The sequence below is a fragment of the Pseudoalteromonas luteoviolacea genome (assembly GCF_021654285.1).
GTDB lineage: Bacteria > Pseudomonadota > Gammaproteobacteria > Enterobacterales > Alteromonadaceae > Pseudoalteromonas > Pseudoalteromonas luteoviolacea_J.
The window spans coordinates 269,473-289,601 of the sequence record NZ_JAKFZS010000004.1; the positions used below are offsets into that span (position 1 = coordinate 269,473).

At 46.9% G+C, this 20,129-nt stretch carries 1 protein-coding gene; it reads right to left on the minus strand.

Translation table 11 applies throughout. The features are described 5' to 3' along the window. Positions 1-20,109, minus strand: a complete 20,109-nt coding sequence (locus L1077_RS05300) for a non-ribosomal peptide synthetase (RefSeq protein WP_237135902.1) — start codon at positions 20,107-20,109, stop codon at positions 1-3. Positions 20,110-20,129 lie beyond the last annotated feature (20 nt).

Genomic DNA, 20,129 nt, shown 5'->3' on the forward strand with positions numbered 1-20,129 from the left:
TTATTGAGAGGGGAGTTCAGCCTCTTGCCAAATAACTTGGTAGTGCAGGTCTTCTCGCCACTGTTTAAAGTAGGTGTTAAATAGCGCCTCCCAGTCATCTAATCCAACTTGGTATTGTTCGACCAGCGCTAAATAATTGTCTTTATCGTACGGTGCCATGGGCATTAGGTACGCTTCAAACAAATATTCATCATATCCTGGGCGCTGCGTGAGTAAGCCATCCATAATGACTTGGGTATTCCCCTCCGTTGCGTGTTCGATATAGTGTTTGCATGATTCAATAAACGCATGCTTTTCACCTTGCTCAAAGCGCAAGCCTTGGCTTTTTGCCATGTCGTAAAACTGCGTGACAGGCAATGGTGTTTTGTTTGCCACATGAAAGACCGTATTGCGTTTTTGCTCATCATTCATGCCAAGTACGATGGCGGCAGCGGCTTTATCAACCGGAATAATATCCAGTAAATACGGAACCTCTGCGGGCTGAACAGGCGTTCGCATCATCATTTTTAAAATTCGATGGAAAATATCATCGGTGTTGCCAATGCCAGTTTGTGACGACCCTGAAATTTGCGCAAAGCGATAAATGGTGTAGGGCACACCGCATTCTGAAGCTTGGCGGATATTCTCCTCTTGCACCCATTTAGATTGACCGTAGCCACTGCAAATGAGCTCAGCATCAGTGACGTCGATAAAGTCTTCGATGGGGTTCACAGAAAAATGCGAATTTTTGACTTGTGTACTGGCGGTTGTGCTCGAGACAAAGTGCATCATTTTGAGCGACTGCGTGGTGGCCATTTGTAAAAGCTGATTGGTGCCCGCCACAGACTTTTTAAATGCAAAATAAGGCTGAATATGATTCACGTAAGAAGCCGTGTGTACTATGTGCTGCACATGTTCGCACAAGCTTTGCCAATCTTTATCAGACAAACCAAGCTGTGGTTTTTCCATATCTCCAAGCATGGGCTCGATGCGGCTCATATCAGGGGAGAGCTGGTAGCTTTTGGCTGAGTGCACAATACGTTGCTTGGCCTCATTTAATGAACTTACTCTGACAATGCAGTAGATGGTGGCATCTGTCTCATCCATTAATTGCTGAAGAATATGGCTGCCTAAAAAGCCCGTTGCGCCAGTGAGTAGCACTGATTTTACGTCGCCTTCATAGGCTTTTGTTAGCCCAGTAGTATTAGCTGTTGGGGTGAAGCCCGCATCTAAAATAAAGTCAGGCTTTTGCTGGCTTTCTTCACTTTGGCTATCTGTGTGCTGCGTAGCATAGAGCTTTTCAATGTCTTCGATGAATGCCGCTATGGTATTCATGTTTTTAAACGCATCTGCTTGTAGCTCAATATTAAGCTGCTCTTTTAATTGCTGAAAGGTTTTCAGTAAACAGATGGAATCAAAGCCATATTCGTATAGGTCGCAATCTAGGTCTAACTCATCTGCTGCTATACCAATCACATTACTGACAATTTGGATCACTGCACCTCGTATATCAGCGCTGTTCACTACTTCAATCTGTGAACCTGATAAGTGTGTGACCGTGTCAGCGGGCGCAACCTCGCGGCTCATTAAGCGCACGGTATTTTGATAGATTTTATCAGGCGATGTGCTCAGTAAAGCGCCCATATTTGTGACTTCGCTGTTCAACAAGTGTTGCATTAAGCTAAACGCCTTAGGCATGGTGATAAGCTGATAGCCTTTTTTCTCGGCAAAGCCATTTTCAATGCTTTTAATAGGGTCGTCCGAATGCCAGTACCCCCAATTTATGGCCAGTGATTTACCATGCCTTTCACCTGCCAGTACTTGTTGTTGACGGGCGTGGGCAAATGCGTTTTGAAAGCCATTGCCGTATGAATAGGATAGGTGATTTAAACTGCCAAATACCGCCATGGATGAGAACATCACAAACAAATCAAGGTCGGTATGTGCAAATACCTTGTCCAGATTGATTGAGCCTTGCACTTTGACTTGCATCGCTTGTTCAAAGTCAGCCCAGTTGTTTTCATCTTCTTTAAAGGCGGTGCCTAAATGCAGTATGCCATTTAACGGCAAGTTGTGTTCATCCATGTACTTATGAACTTCCTCAAGGCTTTGCTCGCAAGCGACATCTGCGCTCAAGTAATGGACCTGACTTTGGCGACCACATGCTTTGAGTTGATTGAGCGAGTCAAGACATTGCGCCTCTTTGCGTCTGCCAAGCAAGATAAGGGTGGCGTTAAATTGCGTCAATAATTGCTCGCACAGTGCCATGCCTAGTTCGCCCAGTGCGCCAGCAATCAAATACACACCTTGTTGCTTAAAGTTGTTTGCACAGAGCGCAGAGTTATTTGCAGGTAAAGAAGCTTTGTTCAGTGCTAAGCCAAAGCGAGATTGGTCTTGATACTTCACTTGGTTAGGTTGAGTGGCATCGCTGTTTAAGCTTGTGCAAACCAGCTCTTGCAGTAATTTGTCAGCCCAGTTTGAACAGTTATCAGCAAACTCAACCAGACTCCAAACATGGGCAGGGTTGCGCATGGTGTAGCTTCTGAGAAGTGCGCTGAGGTCGTCATAACTGCTGTTAGTTTGGCTATTTGGCAAAGCGTAAAACATCTGCATCGCGTGTTTATCAAACTTGGCAATTGCCTGTATAAATTCGTACAGAGGCTTTATATTCGCAGGCTTTGTTTCTGCTTGCTCGGCAATGAAGTAAACAAAGCTAGGTAACGTATCTTGGTTAAATACAAAAGTTTCGAGCTCTGAAAAATGTACAATATCCACGTCACAGCCGTTGAGCTTAGCACGCAGTGGCTCAGCGCTTTGCTTATCCTTTGCAACGATAAGCCCTTTTTTGTTGGCAAGCAGCGGTTGTAGCTGTGCTTGCCAATCTAGCGGGCAACTCAGTGGCATAGCTTGCCATTGATTCTCTAGCAGTAACCAAGGTGCGGCAGGCGGCTTTGTGTTTAAAAACGGTGTACTTGGCAAGCTGACTTTTTGCACCGGTGTTTTATACAGCGCAGACCAATTGATTGTGTGACCTTCAAGCCAAAAGCGTAGTAGAGCCGCTGGATTGTGTGCAAGCTTTAATACATCGTTATCAGTAATCGCCTCAGCTTTTGTGCTTGGCACCTTTTTAATCATCAAAGTATTGCTTTCAAGCTCAACGCCGAGTTTTTGTTTTAAATCCGCAACAGAGGAAACAGTCCAGCCAGTGCGGTATTTATGCGCCGTTCTACCTATTTGCAGTGTATAAACGAGGGACTCGAAAGACACGGTCGGTTGCTGCTCAACAAAGGTATTGAGCGCCTTAACTTTTGCTTCTAGCGCCGATTGGCTAGCAGCCGAAAGCACGATGGCAGACTCAGTATCCGCTGCTGTGGCCTCGACGACAGGCTGTTTACTGTATTCCTCAAGTACGATATGGGCGTTTACGCCACTGATACCAAATGAGCTCACCCCAGCACGGCGTTGTTGCTCACTTTGCCAAGGAGTCATCTCTGTTTGTACTTTAAATGGTGAGTGCTCAAGGCCTAAGTATGGGTTGAGCTCACCTACATGGAGTGATGGCACTAAAGTTTGGTGTTTAAGTTGCAGCAGTACTTTGATCACCCCAGCAATACCTGCGGCAATTTCAAGGTGACCGATATTACTTTTCACTGAGCCCAGCGCACAGGTTTGCGCGTTATCTGTAGCCGTGCTGATTTTTTTATAGGCGGCCTTGAGTGCATCGAGCTCAACAGGGTCACCAAGTGAGGTGCCAGTACCATGGCACTCAATGTAGCTGAGCGTGCTTGGGTCAACGCCCGCATCTTGCCAAGCTTTGTCCAAAAGTCGAGTTTGCGCTTTTGCATTGGGGACCGTAAAGCCTTGAGACTTGCCGCCGTGATTAATGGCGGAGCCTAAAATCGTCCCATAGATGTGATCTTTATCACGCTCTGATTCGCTTAGCTTTTTAATAAAGATCATGCCCACACCTTCGCCGCGCACAATACCATCGGCATTTGCCGAGAATGTACGACAACGCCCTGTGGGTGAGAGCGCGCCAATGTCATGCATGGCAATTGATGCACTTGGAGAGTCAATGACATTCACACCGCCCACGATGGCCTGATCACATTCACCATTTTGAATGGCTTGCACGGCTTTGTGGATGGCAACGAGAGAAGACGAGCAGGTAGTATCAACGCCTTCACTTGGGCCGTGCAAATCCAAGAAGTAGCTCATGCGATTTGGCGCATAGGCGGAGGAGGTGATTAAGCCCTCGTGATATCCAGCCTGACAGCCAATGAATAAACCAGTATTGGTGCCTGCTAAGGATTTTGGATCATAGCCAGCATCTTCAATACATTGCCAAACATGTGACATCAGCAAGCTTTCTTGGAGCTTAATGCGGTCACTTTCAGCTGGGGCAATATTGAAAAACAGCGGATCAAAGTGTTGGTTGCGCTCAAGGCGACCAAGCCAGTTAATGTCTTTTGGTAACGGTTGTTGTGAACGGGTATCAGTATTTTCACTTGCCCAGTCAAATTCAGTTACACAGTCTGTTTGATTGGCGAGGTTTTGCCAAAATGCATCAATGTTATTTGCTTGTGGAAATTGTGCGCTGATCCCAATGATCGCAATGCGATCATCTGTTTCATCCGTCTGTTCAGTAACTTGGACCTTTTGAAGCTCAGTATGTTCTGAGTTGTTCCCAACCAATTTATCGCTATGTTCGTCCAAAATATGGGCCAAAATACTGTTTAAAGTAGAGTGCATAAACAGCACGCTCGGCGACAATGTTAGGTGGTATTTGGTATTCACTTGATTGATAAAGGTGATAAAAGCGATAGAGTCTGCGCCAAAGTCACCTAAGTCTGTATCAGGGTCGAGCTCGTTGGCATCCACCCCTAAAAGGTCAGCGGCAATGCCGCTTAAGCCCGTTTTTAGCTCAGCAGTGAGTGTCTCGATATTGTCAAACAGGTGTGGATTGGGCGTACTGCTGGCATTGGTTGGCTGCGCCGTTTTCGTATATTCAACGAGCGTTTGAGGGTGTTGCAGCGCACTGTAAAATGCGTCAATGCCTGTGCGTGTTGGCATAGGTGTAAAACCAGTTTGTGCCAGCAGGTCTTTAAAATCAGGGTTGATCTTCATGCCGCCATCTTGCCAATACGGCCAGTCGATACTGGCGCTCATACCTTGGCGTTCACCGCGTTGTTGCAGTCCACTGCGATAGTGCATATAGCTATCTAAGAAGGCATTGGCAGTGGCATAGTCGACTTGCGTCAAAGCACCATTTACGCCACTTAGCCCCGCAAAACAGACAAAAAAGTCCAATGCCAAATCTTGAGTGGCTTCATCCAATGCAACCACGCCCGAAACTTTTGGGGCTAGTACTTGCGAAAAGCTGTGCTTATCTTTTTTGCTTAAAAGCGTGTCTTTAACAATGCCTGCCGCGTGAATAACACCGCACAGCGAGCCATGTTTGGCAAGGATGTCACGAACCATCAAAAGCACATTCATTTTGTGTGAAACATCCACGCTTTGGTACTGCAATTGTGTATTTGATGTGCTCAGTGCCACTAACTGCTTTTGCACTTCAGGATGGGTTTGCGGTTTACGACCTGTCACGACAATGGTTTTATTAAATGGCTGTGCACTGATCGCCTTGATAAAGTGCTGACCTATGCCACCAAAACCACCTGTGATGAGGTAAACGCCATTTGCTTTAAACGGCATTTTTGGCTCAGTTGGTGTAATTGCTTGATAGGTTAATACTTCACGCTCACCCTTGGTGTAACGAACAAATTTATCATCAAAGCCACTTTGTTCGGCACGGAGTATCCTAGCAACTTCACTTTCTATTACTTCTGTGCCTATTACCAACAATTGGGTTTGCAGTGTTGTGTGCTCAAGGCTGGCTGTTTTTAATAGCGCATGGAAGCCAGTATAGAGGTTCGCTTGAGTATCGGCGGATGCAGTGTCGCCAATGACCAGTTGCAGTTTTATCTGCTTTTTGGCCTTTGCTAAGTGTTTGATAAGCTCAACCAGTTGAAAGCCATAGTCGGCAATTTTTTGCTCAATCGCGAAGTGTTCAGAGTGCAATGTATGTATTTGCGTATCTGGCAGTTCACTTAATTGCGTATGTGCAGTGCAGTCACATAAAACAAGGTGGTGTTCTGTATCAGCGGCAGTCGAATTAGCTTGGCCTGTTTTTTGGGCTTTTTTGACCCAAACAGGGGCTTTCAGCGTCATTTTAGCCTGTTCATCATCACCCACTTTAGGTACTTGCACGGTTTGTATATCGCCAAGACCAATGGTTTTAAGTGCAAATGGGTAAGTAGGCAAGCTGAGCTTTGGCAGCTTTGCACCTTGATAGATAAAGTCCCAGTTTGTGAAACCGGTTTCTACCCAATGGGCTAAGATCCCTTGATGATCTAAAATTCTTATCGCATTCTCTAAATCAATTGAGTGCGTTGGCTTAGTTGTGGCTGTTGGCACGTACGCGGCGAGTTTTGATTTCAGCTCAGTAATAGAACTGACCACAAACCCTGTGCGAATTGGCATCACCGTGCGGCCGATTTGCAAGGTAAAAGCCAGTCTTCTTAGATCTCGCTCAGTTAAGTTGTTAGCAGCTAAATAGTCATGTAGTTGCGCCACTTGTTTGTCTAATACCGCTTGCGTGTGTGCAGAGAGCACAATGATGGCCGGTGTATTTATCAGCTGGCTTTCAAGCTCGTGATGCTCGATATTACAGGCTTCTTCCAACACGGCATGGGCGTTGGTGCCGCCAATACCAAAAGAGCTCACAGCTGCGCGCCTTGGTAACAACGGCGTGTGCCAATCTTGTGTGCTATCGACCATATAAAAGGGAGAGTTTGCTAAATCTATGTGCGGATTAACGTTATTGAAATGCAATGAGGCTGGCAGTTTTTTGTGATAAAGCGCCAACGACGTTTTAATTAAGCCAGTGAGGCCCGCCAACGTATCTGTGTGACCAAGGTTAGATTTAACGGCGCCTAAACCGCAAAACTGTTTGTCGCCGCTATATTGCTGATAGACCTGCTGCAAAGATGAAAACTCAATGGGGTCGCCAAGGGCGGTGCCAGTACCATGGGCTTCCACATAACTGATAGAAGCAGGGGAGATGTCTGACGCTTTTAAAGTTTGCTCAATGACGTGCATTTGGCCTTTGGTGCCCGGAGCGAAAAAGCCCGCTTTGTCTTTGCCGTCGTTATTTACCTTGATACCACGAATGAGGCTGTAGATGTTATCAGCGTCATTGACTGCATCATCGGCGCGTTTTAATACAATCACAGAGACGCCGCTGCCACCAATCATACCGTCGGCTTGTTCATCAAATACCTTACAGCGTGCATCGCCTGCAAAGTTGAGTCCTTTTTCGTACTCATATCCAGTGTAACGTTGCGGGTAAAGGCAAGCTGCGCCGACAATGGCGTAATCAATCTCGCCAGCTTTTAGTGCGCTGCATGCCAACGAGATGGCAGACATAGACGATGAGCAGTTTGAGTGCACAAACAAGCTTGGGCCAGTAAAACCAAGGTGATATGAAATAGTGGTTGGCAGTGTACCAGGTTGATTAATGGTCGAAGCCACATAGTCTTGAGCATTTAAAATAAACTGACCATCTTTAAACTTGTCTTGCAGGTTTAAATCTGGGTTATCCGCACCAGAGGATGATACATACACGCCCGTATTTGGCATGTTTTCAGCGCAGTAGCCTGCATCTTCAATGGCTTTCCATGCATGTAGTAGCAATTGACGTTGCGAGTAGCTCATTGTTTTGGCGTTCTTTTCAGAGATATTGAAAAACTCTGGGTCAAATTGGTCTTGGCCCTCAACCCAAGAGTCGAGCCAGGTAATGTCGCCTTGCTCGGTAGACTCACTGAGTCGTTTGAGTAAGTCTTTTTCGTTGATCAAATTATGCCAAAACTCGGTGTGGTTCTGCGAATCAGGGTACTGGCAAGATAGGCCGATCAGTGCGATATCTTGAGTGTGATTTTCTTGATTGTCAGAATTGCTATTAGCTGCATCGCTTGTTATCTCTTGGACAGGTGCTTGCGTATGCGCATTTTGTGCTTGGGCGATAAAGTCTGTCATCGCATCTATGGTGCTGGATTGAAAAATTTGCGTGAGCGGAAACTCAACATCTAACTGTGATTTAAACTTAGCAGTGAGCACATTGGCCAGCAGTGAATCACCGCCAGCTTCGAAAAATGGCACATTGGAGGCGATGTGCTCGACTTCTAAAACTTGCTGCCAAATTTGCGTCACCGCTGCTTTGAGCTCTGATTGCTCAGTCAGTTTAGGTGTTGCAGTGAGGGTGCTGGCGTTAGGTTTTGCGTCTAACATTGCAGTTTGTGACTGCACAAATGGTAACTGCTTCGACAATGCTTGCTTATCAATCTTACCGTTTGGAGTAATTGGGAAATGGGGCACCAATACGAAATAAGCAGGCACCATATATTCAGGTAACTTGAACAGTAGATCGGCACGAATTTGCGCTGTAGACGGCGCGTCTGGGGCAATGATATACGCCACCAAAACTTGTCCACGTTGCTTTTGTGCGCTAGTCACATAGGCGTCTGTGATGTAGCTCAGTGATTGTAGTGCATGTTGGACTTCGCCAAGTTCAATGCGGTGACCACGGATCTGAACTTGGTCGTCGGCTCGGCCCATGTATTCCAGTAAACCAGACTCATTGAAACGGGCTAAATCACCTGAGCGGTAAAGGCGTTTGCCGGTGCTGTGAGTAATAAAGCGCGTATCAGTCAGCGCGGGCTGATTGTGATAGCCTCGAGTCACGCCACAACCTGCGACAAAAATTTCACCAACTTGCCCTGCTTGAACTGGGTTGAATTGTTCATCTAACAACAATACTTCGTAGCCGGGTAGGGCACGGCCTATGGTACTGCGCGCTTGTGCGCCATATACCATGCTCGCATCTATGGTGACTTCGGTCACATGCACAGTGGTTTCGGTGATGCCATACATGTTGACAAGCTCGGCGTGTGGCTGTGCTTGCTCAAACCAAGGAGCCAGTTTGCTCACATCGAGTGCTTCACCACCAAATATCACTTTACGCAGTGCATTGTGTGGGCTTGCCAGCAATTTGTCCATCAGTGGGTAAAATGCCGATGGCGTTTGGTTTAAAATAGTCACTTGGTTATCGATGACAAATTTGGCAAAACTCACGGATTCTTTGCGAGTAAGCTCATCGGGGATCAAAAGCTTGCCGCCGTGTAGTAGCGCACCCCAAATTTCCCAGACCGAAAAATCAAAGGCATAAGAGTGGAACAAGCACCAAGTATCTTGCTCATTAAAACCAAATAACGATTGGGTGTTGTTAAATAAGCTGCACACATTGTGATGCTCAACCAAAACGCCTTTTGGCTTGCCCGTTGAGCCCGATGTATAAATGATGTACGCCAAGCTGGATGCAGATGCGCGATTGATATTGGCAACCTGAACAGTAGTTGCAAGGGCGGATTGCAAGTTAATCACCTGATGATGCTGGTAGGCCCCTGCATGCTGCACTTCTGTGCCAAGCACCAAAATACTTGGTTTGGCGTCTTCTAAAATATGTTGAATGCGCGTCGCAGGTGAGTTGGGATCAAGGGGCACATAGGCTGCTCCTGATTTTAAAATCCCCAGGATCGCGACGATTAACTCAATAGAAGGTTTGGCACATAGCGCAATAAGGTTTTCAGTGCCTTGCTTAAATTCAGGGTGATTTAAGAGCGTGTTTGCAAATTGATTGGCTTTGTCGTTGAGTTGACGGTAATTGATTGACTGCATACCAAAGCAAACCGCAATGTGCTCTGGATGCATAGCGGCTTGTGCTTCAAATAAATCGACTAGGGTCGGTTGAGCCGCAGGCAGGGTTTTTAAGTTAGCAAAGACTGGTAAGCTGCCAAGTGCTTGCTCGCCTACAAACATTACGTCATCAATTAAAGCCGTATAGTCTTTAGCCAATGCATCAATAATTGCTGAAGGGTAGACGGCTTCATCAAATTTAAACGCAACCTTAAAGCTGTGTGATAAAGGCGTGACTTCCAAGCTTAAATCTAGTTCAGGTTCTTGCACACAGTCAGGCCAAATGGCGTTCACCAAGTCTTGATTAGTCTCAATCCAATCTGGTTTTAAGAAATTATGGTAGGCAAACCCGATTTGGAAAATCGGATGGCTGTGCATCGCGCGTTTAGCACCCGTTGCGCGGACGATTTCAGCAAATGGATAGCCGCTGTGCTTTATAAGCTCGCCAAGCTGGTGTTGGTTTTGTAGAGCCAATTGCGAGAATGAGTGCACCTGATTGACAGAAGCCCTAAGTGGCAGCTGGTTTACAAACAAGCCTAATGAGTTGGCCATATCACTGGTTGGGCGGTGCAGCACTGGCACGCCCAAAGTGATGTCATCACGCTGCGTTTTAGCACTCAACAGGGTTTGAAACGCAGATAAGAAAAACGCGGCAGGGTTTATTTTATTGCTACTGCAAAATTGGTGAATACGCTGCACTTGGTTGCTATTTATCGCCAGTTCAAGTCGCTTTGCTTGCTTATTCGCACTTTGCTTTTCTTGCTTGCCAGCTAATGTCAGCTCAGACTCAACACCTTGCAACTGTGTTTGCCAATAGTGTGTTAGCTGTGTGCTTTGCTCGCTGTTAAGCATCTGCTTTTCCCACTCAAGGTAGGTGAAAAAGCCAGTATCTGGTTGAGCTTGCTCTAGCGGTTCATTGGCGACGAGAGCGTGGTAAGTTTGCCATAATTGTTCAAGCAATAGGGTCGCAGAGACACCGTCAATGATAAGGTGATGGAATACTAAAACCACCACATCGAGCTGGCCGTTGACTTGCCAATGTGTTGCGCGCCACAGCAGCGGGCTGTGTGCTGAGTGTGATTGTGTCATCGCGAATGGCAGCTTGATGTCTGCTTGGATCAAATCAATCAAGGCTGATTTTGATGCCACTGGCGTGTGATTTTGTACTAGTGTGGGTGTAAGCCCTGTGATTTGTTGCTGAGGCAAGCCTTCCACTTCAGCAAGCTGCACCGACAAAATGGGGTGTTTTTGGCTGAGCCAGTTAAGCGCAGCCTGCATGCAGTCCACATTCAAGTCATTGACTTCAAAAACCATTGGTACGTGGTAAGTGCTTAGTTGCGGGTTTTGCTTGTGCAGTAACCACAGACCTTGCTGGGCTTTTGACAGTGGCATAGGCCCATGTAAATTTGCACTCGCTGGTGTGCTTTGAGCCAAAGGCTCATCCATTTGCGTTGGCAGTTGGTGCGCAGCCAAATAGTCGCATAACTCATTGATTGTGCTTATCTCAAAAAGCAGTGCGGGTGGTAAAGTTTCAATGTTCAAAAACGTATCAGACTCAAGCTGTTGCACCACTGACATCAGCATGATGGAGTCAAAGCCCATGTCTTTAAAATCAACCTCATCATCTAAGTCTTGTACATCGATTTTAGTGATGTCGGTAATAATTGACTTAACGTGGTCACGGATCTGGGTGTGGCTTTTTCCACCCTCAACAGAGCCAGTGTTGAAGCTTTGAGTTGTGGTGCTAGGCCTGTGCCAAAGCTGTGTTAATTTGCTGGCATCGCCATATAAAAAACAGTGCTGAGTAGGGATGTTGTGCAAGGTGAAAATACGATAAAACGCGTCGATACCGACTTCATTCGGCATCACTTTAATGCCTTGAGATTGCAAAATAGACGTGGTTAATGAGTCAACCTGCATGCCGCCTTCTGACCATAATGGCCAGTTAATCGACAGGCTTAAACCGCTACGCATGCCTTGTGATACTTGCGTTTGACGAGCAGCCATAAAGCGGTCCATAAAGGCGTTAGCACAGGCATAATCTGCCTGTCCCATATTGCCAAATACACCCGCAATGGAAGAGAAGCAGACAAAAAAGTCTAAATCACATGTTTTACTTGCTTCATCTAAAGCGATTAAGCCCGCCACTTTTGGCGCAAACACCTGTGCGACTTCTTGCGGTGTTTTATTGCTTATCAGTTGGTCTTTGATCACTCCTGCACTGTGAATTATGCCTGTGATACCACCATGCTTGGCTTTGAGGCTTGCAAACAGGGCGTTGACGTCATCATGATTGGCAATATCCAATGATACATAGCTCAATCTTGAAGGCTCGTATCCAAGTGCATCAAGGTGTGATTGAATCGCATCACTGTGTGCACGGCGGCCAACAAACACAATATGTGCTTGTTGAGTATGTTGGATGATTTCTTTGGCAAAGGTTTGGCCAAGCTGACCAAGGCCGCCAGTTATGACATACACACCATCTTCTTTCCAAGGCAAAGTGGTGGTGTCAACTTGCTGATAGGCTTGCAAGTCAAAGGTTAAAACTTGTCGCTGCCCTTGTTGGTAGCGTATGCAGGCGTCTTGTTTTTTTGCTTCATCCTCAACAAGGTGCTCAAAATTATTTGTATCATCAACGGCAATTAGCTGAGTCTCAATATTGCTGTATTCGATGGCGGCTGTTTTCAGTACACCATTGAGTGCAGATAAAAGTGAGGTTTGGTCCTTCACCACAACTTGAACAAGTAACTTGCTCGGCGTCTTTTTGGTGATGGTGCCTTGCTGCAGTTCGAGCTGCTTAAAATAGCCGATAAGTCCATTTGTATAGGCTTCTAATTGCGCTTGAGTTTCAGTGGCCGTGCAGCTAAGACGCGTGCTTGATACCGAGTATATTTCCGGTAAGTTGTCACCAAGCAGTACAACTTGACGATGATATGTTGCAGGCTCAGTAGAAGTTAACGGCTTTTCCGCCCAGTTTGCACTGTAATGGAGCAGTGCCGATGGTGCATTAAGTGCCTGTTTGATTGGTAGCTGTGGAATAGGTTCAAAAGCTTGTGTGCTTTGCACGTTTTCGCTTGGACCATTAAAGTCGAGCGCAGCACTTGACTCGCATTTTTCAACGGATTTATGTGTACTTTTCTCTGGTAGCCAAAATGACGTTTTAGCAAACGGATAAGTGGGTAAGCGCAATAGCGCTGGCGTTTGCTGTGTGTACAATAAAGGCCAATCGATGTCAGCACCAACAACCCAAAGCGCCAGCAACTTGTTTAAGTCGCCTTGCTCTATCCAACGCATAAAGTCACTGCTATCAAGTGCGCTTAAAATCTCTTTACCTTGTTTGACTTCCCCTTGCTTGTAGTGACCACGTGCCTTGTTTGTAAATTGCGTCAGGCCATCTTGCACATCTGCAATAGTGCTTGCGGTAAATGCCATGCGATGGTCCATCTCTTCACGGGCGCTTTGTAGCGTGAAGGCAAGGTTAGTCAGGGCGCTGTCTTGTAGGTTTTTACGTGTCAGCCACGACTTCAAGGCATGCGCTTTGTCATTGAGTGACTCTTTGCTTTTGGCACTGAGGGTGATGATCACAGGTTGCGTAGTCGTGCTTTGCTGCTTGATTGATTGAGGCTGATATTCCTCAAGTACAACATGGGCGTTGGTGCCACTAAAACCGAAGGAGCTCACCGCTGCCCGGCGTTTTTGCCCGTTGTTACTTTGCCATGCGATGGCTTCTTGGTTGACAAAAAATGGCGTGTTATGCCAATTGATGTGACTGTTGCCTTGCTCATAGTGAAGCGAGGCAGGAATTGTGCGGTGCTTCATGGCAAGTAGTGTTTTGATCACCCCAGCTACGCCTGCTGCGGTCAGGCAGTGGCCGATGTTGGTTTTGACCGAGCCCAGCGCACAAAACTCGTTGCTGTCGGTGTGGGCTCTAAATGCGCGGGTCAGCGCTTGAAACTCGATGGGGTCGCCCAGCTTTGTGCCTGTACCATGGGCTTCTATCATTTGAATTGAGTCGGGTGCAATGTCAAAGCGTGCGTAAATATCGCGGTGCAATTGCTCTTGTGATAAAGAACTTGGCGCGGTGATCCCGCTGGTGGTGCCATCTTGATTGGTGGCAGAGCCTAGGATCACACCGTAAATGTGGTCGCCATCGCGCTCGGCGTCTTCAAGCTTTTTCAGTACAAGCACACCTGCGCCTTCGCCGGGCACAAAGCCATTGGCGCGATCGTCAAAGGTATAGCAGGTACCATCTGGGCTAAGCATGCCCGCTTTACCCGCATGGATGGAAAATTTAGGCGTGCATAAAGTAGCAACACCGCCGACAAGGGCGCTGCTGATCTCATTGTTGTTTAAAGCTTGGCACGCACTGTGAAGGGCAACCAAAGAGGAAGAACACGCTGTGTCTATGGCAAGGGCAGGGCCTTTTAAATTTAAAAAGTAAGAGACACGAGCGGGTATAACCGATCCTGCATTGCCCCAAAACACTTGTGCGGGCGCATCTTCTTCGGCCAAGCCTGCATAATCACTTTGCGCGCAGCCCAAGTATACGCCGACATTTTGGCCTGCGACTTTGGTGATCATATTGGCATCTTCTAATGCTTTATACGCTTCTTGCAAAAAGAGTCTTTGCTGTGGGTCTATATACATGGCTTCTTGCGGTGTAATTGAGAAAAAGGGCGCATCAAACAGACTGATGTCATTCAGCAAGCTGGCGTATTTGCTCCAGCTTTGCTGATTGGCACTAAGGCGTGATAAATCCCATCGCGTTTGTGCTTTGACTGAGGTGCATTTTTCCGCCAGCATGGTCCAAAACTCTTCGAGGTTGTCTGCATCACCAAATTGACCGCTCATGCCCACAATGGCGATTTTGCCACTGTGAACAGGTGCTTGTGTTGTTAAGTTTTCTTGCTCTGCTTGCACTACTTTGTTGTGTGAGCCGTGCGTGCGCAAGTTGTGCGTGCTATCAGGGCTTGGCTGCGCTTCAACCGCTTGTTCAGATGCGTTGCTGTCGCTTTGTGCTGGCATTACCGCTAAAACCTGCTCTTTATGCTCTGCGATGATATAAGCACTCAGTGTGTCAATTGACGGGTAGTCAAACAGCAAGGTCGCTGGCAAATTTACGTTAAACTTGGCATTGATCTCATCCAGCATTTGAATGGCTAATATAGAGTCTACCCCATAGTCTGCAAATGACTCATCTGCGTCTAACTCGTTAGGAGCCATGTCTAGGGCGGCACTTGCAATGTCAAATAGCGCATTGTGGACAAATTCAGTCAGCACAGAGGGTTCTGCATTGTGTTGTGGCTGTTGTATTGGTGTACTGCTCATACTCTGTGTTGCTTTGGGGTTATCTTTTTTGTCTTTGTTCTTGGTGTGTGTGGGTGTTTTTGCTTGTAAAGAAACCCCATCGCTCTGGGCACAAAAAACTTGCTGAGGCGCACTGGTATCACCAGCGGCAAAGGCGTTTAAAAATCCAGTTTCATAAAGGGCTTGTTGCCAGTTTTCGATAGACAACATCGGCGAGCCTGCTAAGCGTAAGTGCTTATCTTGGCTTAGCCACCATCCCTCTAACAAGCCGAATGTCAGATGTGTAAATAAGGAGGTGTGTACCACTTCATTGATAAGTAAAACACCGCCTTGTTTTAAGCAGGCTTTGGCATTTTGCAGGGTGTTTTTAATGTCAGCTGTGGCGTGTAGAACGTTAGTGGCAATCACCACATCATAGCTGCCGATATCAATATTTTGTCCTGCAAGAGGCTTGCTGATATCTAGGTATTTGGTATCAACAAATGGGTAATCAGTTTGATACTGCGCCTTGGCATGGTTAAAGAATGCTTTGGATAAGTCGGTATAAGCGTACTCTTCAACTTGCCACTGTTTAAGCGCTGGTAAAACCGAGCGAGTCGTACCGCCAGTACCAGCGCCTATCTCAAGCACGCGTATCGGCTCCAAATTAGCTGTCGCCAAGTAGGATTGCAACTGCTCAATCAACACCGCATTTGCATAATCCGCAACCGGATTATTTTGATAAACCGCTTCGACTAAGGCCATGGATGCATTGGGAAAGAGCGCATCTGTGGCTTTGATCTCGCCATTTAAAATGGCAGGCAAATTCGCCAAACAATTATCTAGTAGATTCTCTGATGGGGTTGAGTTATGGACAGCTTCAACAGTTTTAATAACGCCATTTTTCATTAGCTGGTGCGCCTCTAAATAGCGCTCGGTCTCTGTCCACCACTTACTGAAATACTCTGGCAAAATGGCAAGGGCTTGTTCACGCTGGGCTGGGTGTTGCCAACCAGCTTGGCAGAGTGCCGCGCAAAGTGGGTTTAGGTCAACCTGCGCTTTGCTATCTTGCTTAGGCGCTTGATGTTCAGAGCTTTGCTTTGCGAATGCGTGCTGCGCGCCTTGTGCACTAAAGCTCTGTAACTTAAAGGTATCGGTTAGTGCGGCTTGCGTGATTTTAAGCACGCCCGCTTGCGTTAAATTTGAGCCCATTAAGGTGGCAAGTGCTTGCATGCCTTGTTCTGCCTCGATAGAGCCAATGCCCATCGCCATCATTTTCTTTTGGTAGTACTCGTCTTGGACTACGCCCACAGAGCCCCAGTATCCCCAATTGATGATTTTAACTGGGCACTTATGCTGGTATGTGCGAGCAAGTGAATCTAGATATACGCACCCTGCGGCATAGTTACTTTGCCCCGCAGCAGGGGAAAACGACTGCATAGATGAAAAGAACAAGAAAAAGTCTAAATCTGCTTGGCTGAATACTTCCAGTGCAACTTCACCTGTTTGCTGCTTGGCGTGATAGCTGCGGTTAAATTGCGCGTCATCCATGTTTGCCAGCGTTTGGTCTTCTAGGTGTAAAATTGAATGTACCACACCATTTAAACCACCAAATTGACTGGTGATGCTTTTAGATGCACTTTCCATCGCATCTTTGTCACTGGCATCACATTGAATGTATACAGGGGCTTTACCAAGCTTTGCTAAGCGGTCAATATCGCTTTGAATGTCGGTGTTGAGTTCACGGCGGCCAAGCCAGATGATTTGCGCATCGTGGTGCTTTATCATCCATTCGCTCCATACTTGGCCAAGACCGCCAGCCCCGCCCAGTACGAGATAGGTGCCTCGTTTTTGCAGACTTGCATTGTTAGCTGCCGCATCTAGATAAGTGTGCTGCGCCAGCTCAAAGCTAAAATATTGCCCGGTACGATGCGCATACAGCCCTGCAGGCTGCGCTGTAAATTCACTTGGGAGAGAATCTAATTGCTCCGCATCTATGATACGCACCGTCCAGCTTGGGTATTCTTGTGCGACACTTTGCAGTAGGCCAATTAGGCCTGCACCTTCGCAGTTAGTTTGTTCATTTTGGCCAAAAACGGCTTGTGTTTGTTTTGTCACTAAGGTGATTGATAGTGGCTTGCTATCAAACCCGTCTGCCAACATGCGCTTGAGTTGTTGGAATAAAGCCAGCGGCTGTGCGTACTCATCTTGTGCCAGCCAAACCAGCTGATTGGTGTCTGTACCTTCAGTTAACCAATCTGGTTTTAATGCCTGTGGCCCAAAGTATGCAGCGTGCAGTTCAGGAGAGGTTGCAAAGTCGGGTGTGACTGCTTGCCAGCAAGGCGTAAGCGTGAGCAGGTCTTGTGTGCTTGGTTTGACAGCATCTAATGGCACTGTTCGAGTTGAAAAACCTTTAATGCCCATAAGTAAGTTGCCATCGAGATCACAAATATCCAAATCAAACTTTTGTGTGTTATCTGTGCCGTTGCTTGTTTGTGTCGCTTTGACCCAGACTTCAGTGTGCTGTGCTTCATTTAATTGCTGTGCGTTGTAAAAACACACTTGCTCGGTGGCAAATGGCAGGGCTGCGTGTGACTGGTCGGCAAATATGATTAAGGATTGCAGCGCTGCGTCGACAAGGGCAGGTGATAAGCCAAAGCCTTGGCTGCACGATGAAGGCACGGCCACTTTGGCGGTTGCTGTTATACCTTGTTTGCTTAACTGTTGTAGGCCTTGAAAGCGGGGGCCGTAGTCTATGCCCATGTTTTTAAACGTGGCGTAAGCGTCACTTGGTGAAAGCAGCTGATCAGACTCAGTGGTTAATTCAAATAAGGTGACGGGCGCGCTGTGCTGCGACACTTGCATCTCTCCTGAGGCACTGACTTGTTGTTCGCCTTCGTGCTTTTGCCACACTTCAAATTGCATTGCACTATCTGACTGCCAAAGGGATACATAAACGGTGTTTTGCTCAGTGGATGTCCCTTGCTCAATGCTGATAGGGCGTAGCCATTTGACGTTTTTAATTTGAATGGTATGAGACGCATCTAAATTGTGGGATAACGCGATGGCTGCACGGACCATTTCAAACGTGCAAACCCCAGGTAACAGGCGCTCACCATTGATTTGGTGGTCAGCTAAAAAGAATTCGTCACCAGTAAAAGTCGAGCTAAACAGCAGTTCATCAAAAGCCGGTAACGCTTTATGCAGTAGTGGGTGTAAAACCTCGGTTGTTGGCGCATCTTTTTTTGAGGTTATCCAGTATGGTTTTGGATTAAACGGGTAGCCGGGCAGGGCAAGTCGCTGTGGCTTGGCATCAGTATAAAGTGCTGACCACTCCACAGTCGCACCTGATAGCCATTGGCTTAGTGCGTCTGAGGTGTTTTGATTATCTGCTGTTATACAGGTACTTGCGTTGTCTTTGTCTGCTTTACCTTGTTGCCAAGTGCCGCTTTTACCTTCAATAAACAAATTAAGCTGTGCTTTGACTTCAGTCATTGAGCTGGCACTAAAAGCCAAGCGTTGGCTCATGCCTTCGCGGCCAACTTGTAGGGTAAATGCCAAATCGGCCAAGTTATCATCAGTTAAGTTTTGCGCTTCAATAAAGGCTTTGAGTGCTTTTGCGCGCGCCATTAAGGCCTCAGGCTTTTTGGCGGAGAGCATAATACCAGCTGGCGCGCCTAAATTGATTGGGGTTGCTATTTGAGCTGGTGGTGATTGCAAAATCACATGGGCGTTTACGCCTGCAAAGCCAAATGATGAAATACCAGCAAGCACATGTTTTTGCTCTAAGGGTACACAGTCAGTTGCTAAGGCAAACGGTGATTTATCCAGCGTGATTTTTGGGTTCAATGTCTCAAAGTTTTGTAGCGGCGGTACTTGCTGGTGTTTAAAACTCAAAAGCACCTTGATGATACCCGCTATGCCCGCAGTGGACTCCAAGTGACCGATATTGGTTTTGACTGTACTGAGATAACAAGCAGAGTTACCGTCGGTCTCTTTTGATTTTGTGGCACGAAAAGCGCGTTTAAGACCTTGAATTTCGATTGGGTCGCCAAGTCGAGTGCCTGTCCCATGTAGTTCAATGTAAGATAAATCATCACTATGGATCCCCGCATTATCGATGGCCTCTTGAATGACACGAGATTGCGAAAAAGGGCTTGGTGAGGTGAGGGTATTGGTGTGACCTGAATGACCGACACTGCTGCCTTTGACCACACCGTACACCGTAAGGTTTTCTTTTACAGCGCGCTCTAATGGCATCAGCAGTACCATGCCCACGCCTTCGCCACGCACATAGCCATCGGCGTTGGCATCTAGGGTTTTGCAGCGCCCATTTGGTGATAATACTCCGAGCTTACTGAATGACACATAACGACTTTTAGTGATAAGCAGGTTAACACCGCCAACTAAAGCTGCATTGATCTCACCGGCATTAAAGTCGTTCATGGCTTTGTGCAACGCAACCAAAGATGATGAACACGCGGTATCGACGGTCTCACTGGGGCCTTGGAAATTAAAATAATGGGAGATGCGATTGGCAAAAACCCCTGTCGACATGCCCGTTAAAAAATGCGGGTCGATGTTACCCGTGGCAAGCTCTTGATAGTCGGTATTACTACAACCTAAGTACACACCCGTTTTGGTATTTTTGAAGGTGCTTGGAGACAAACCCGCATCTTCAAAACATTGCCACGCCAGCTCCATGCTCAGGCGTTGTTGTGGGTCCATGCTTTGCGCTTCTTTGGGGGATATGGCAAAAAATCCGGCATCAAAACCGTCAATATTGTCGATAAATCCGCCCCATTTACTCACGATTTTTTGTTCGTCTTTTTTCGGAGTTGGGTCAAAGTCATCTTGCCATCGAAAACGCGCCGCTGGGATCTCACTGATACTACTTACTTTGTTTGCTAAGTTGTGCCAAAACTGCTCTTTGCTGCTAGCGCCGGGAAAGCGCAGCGATATACCAACAATGGCAATCTCTTGTTGAGCTGATGTGTGTTTGTTAGCCGTAGTATCTTGCTTGTTTTTCATGGTTTGTCTCAGTAAAACGG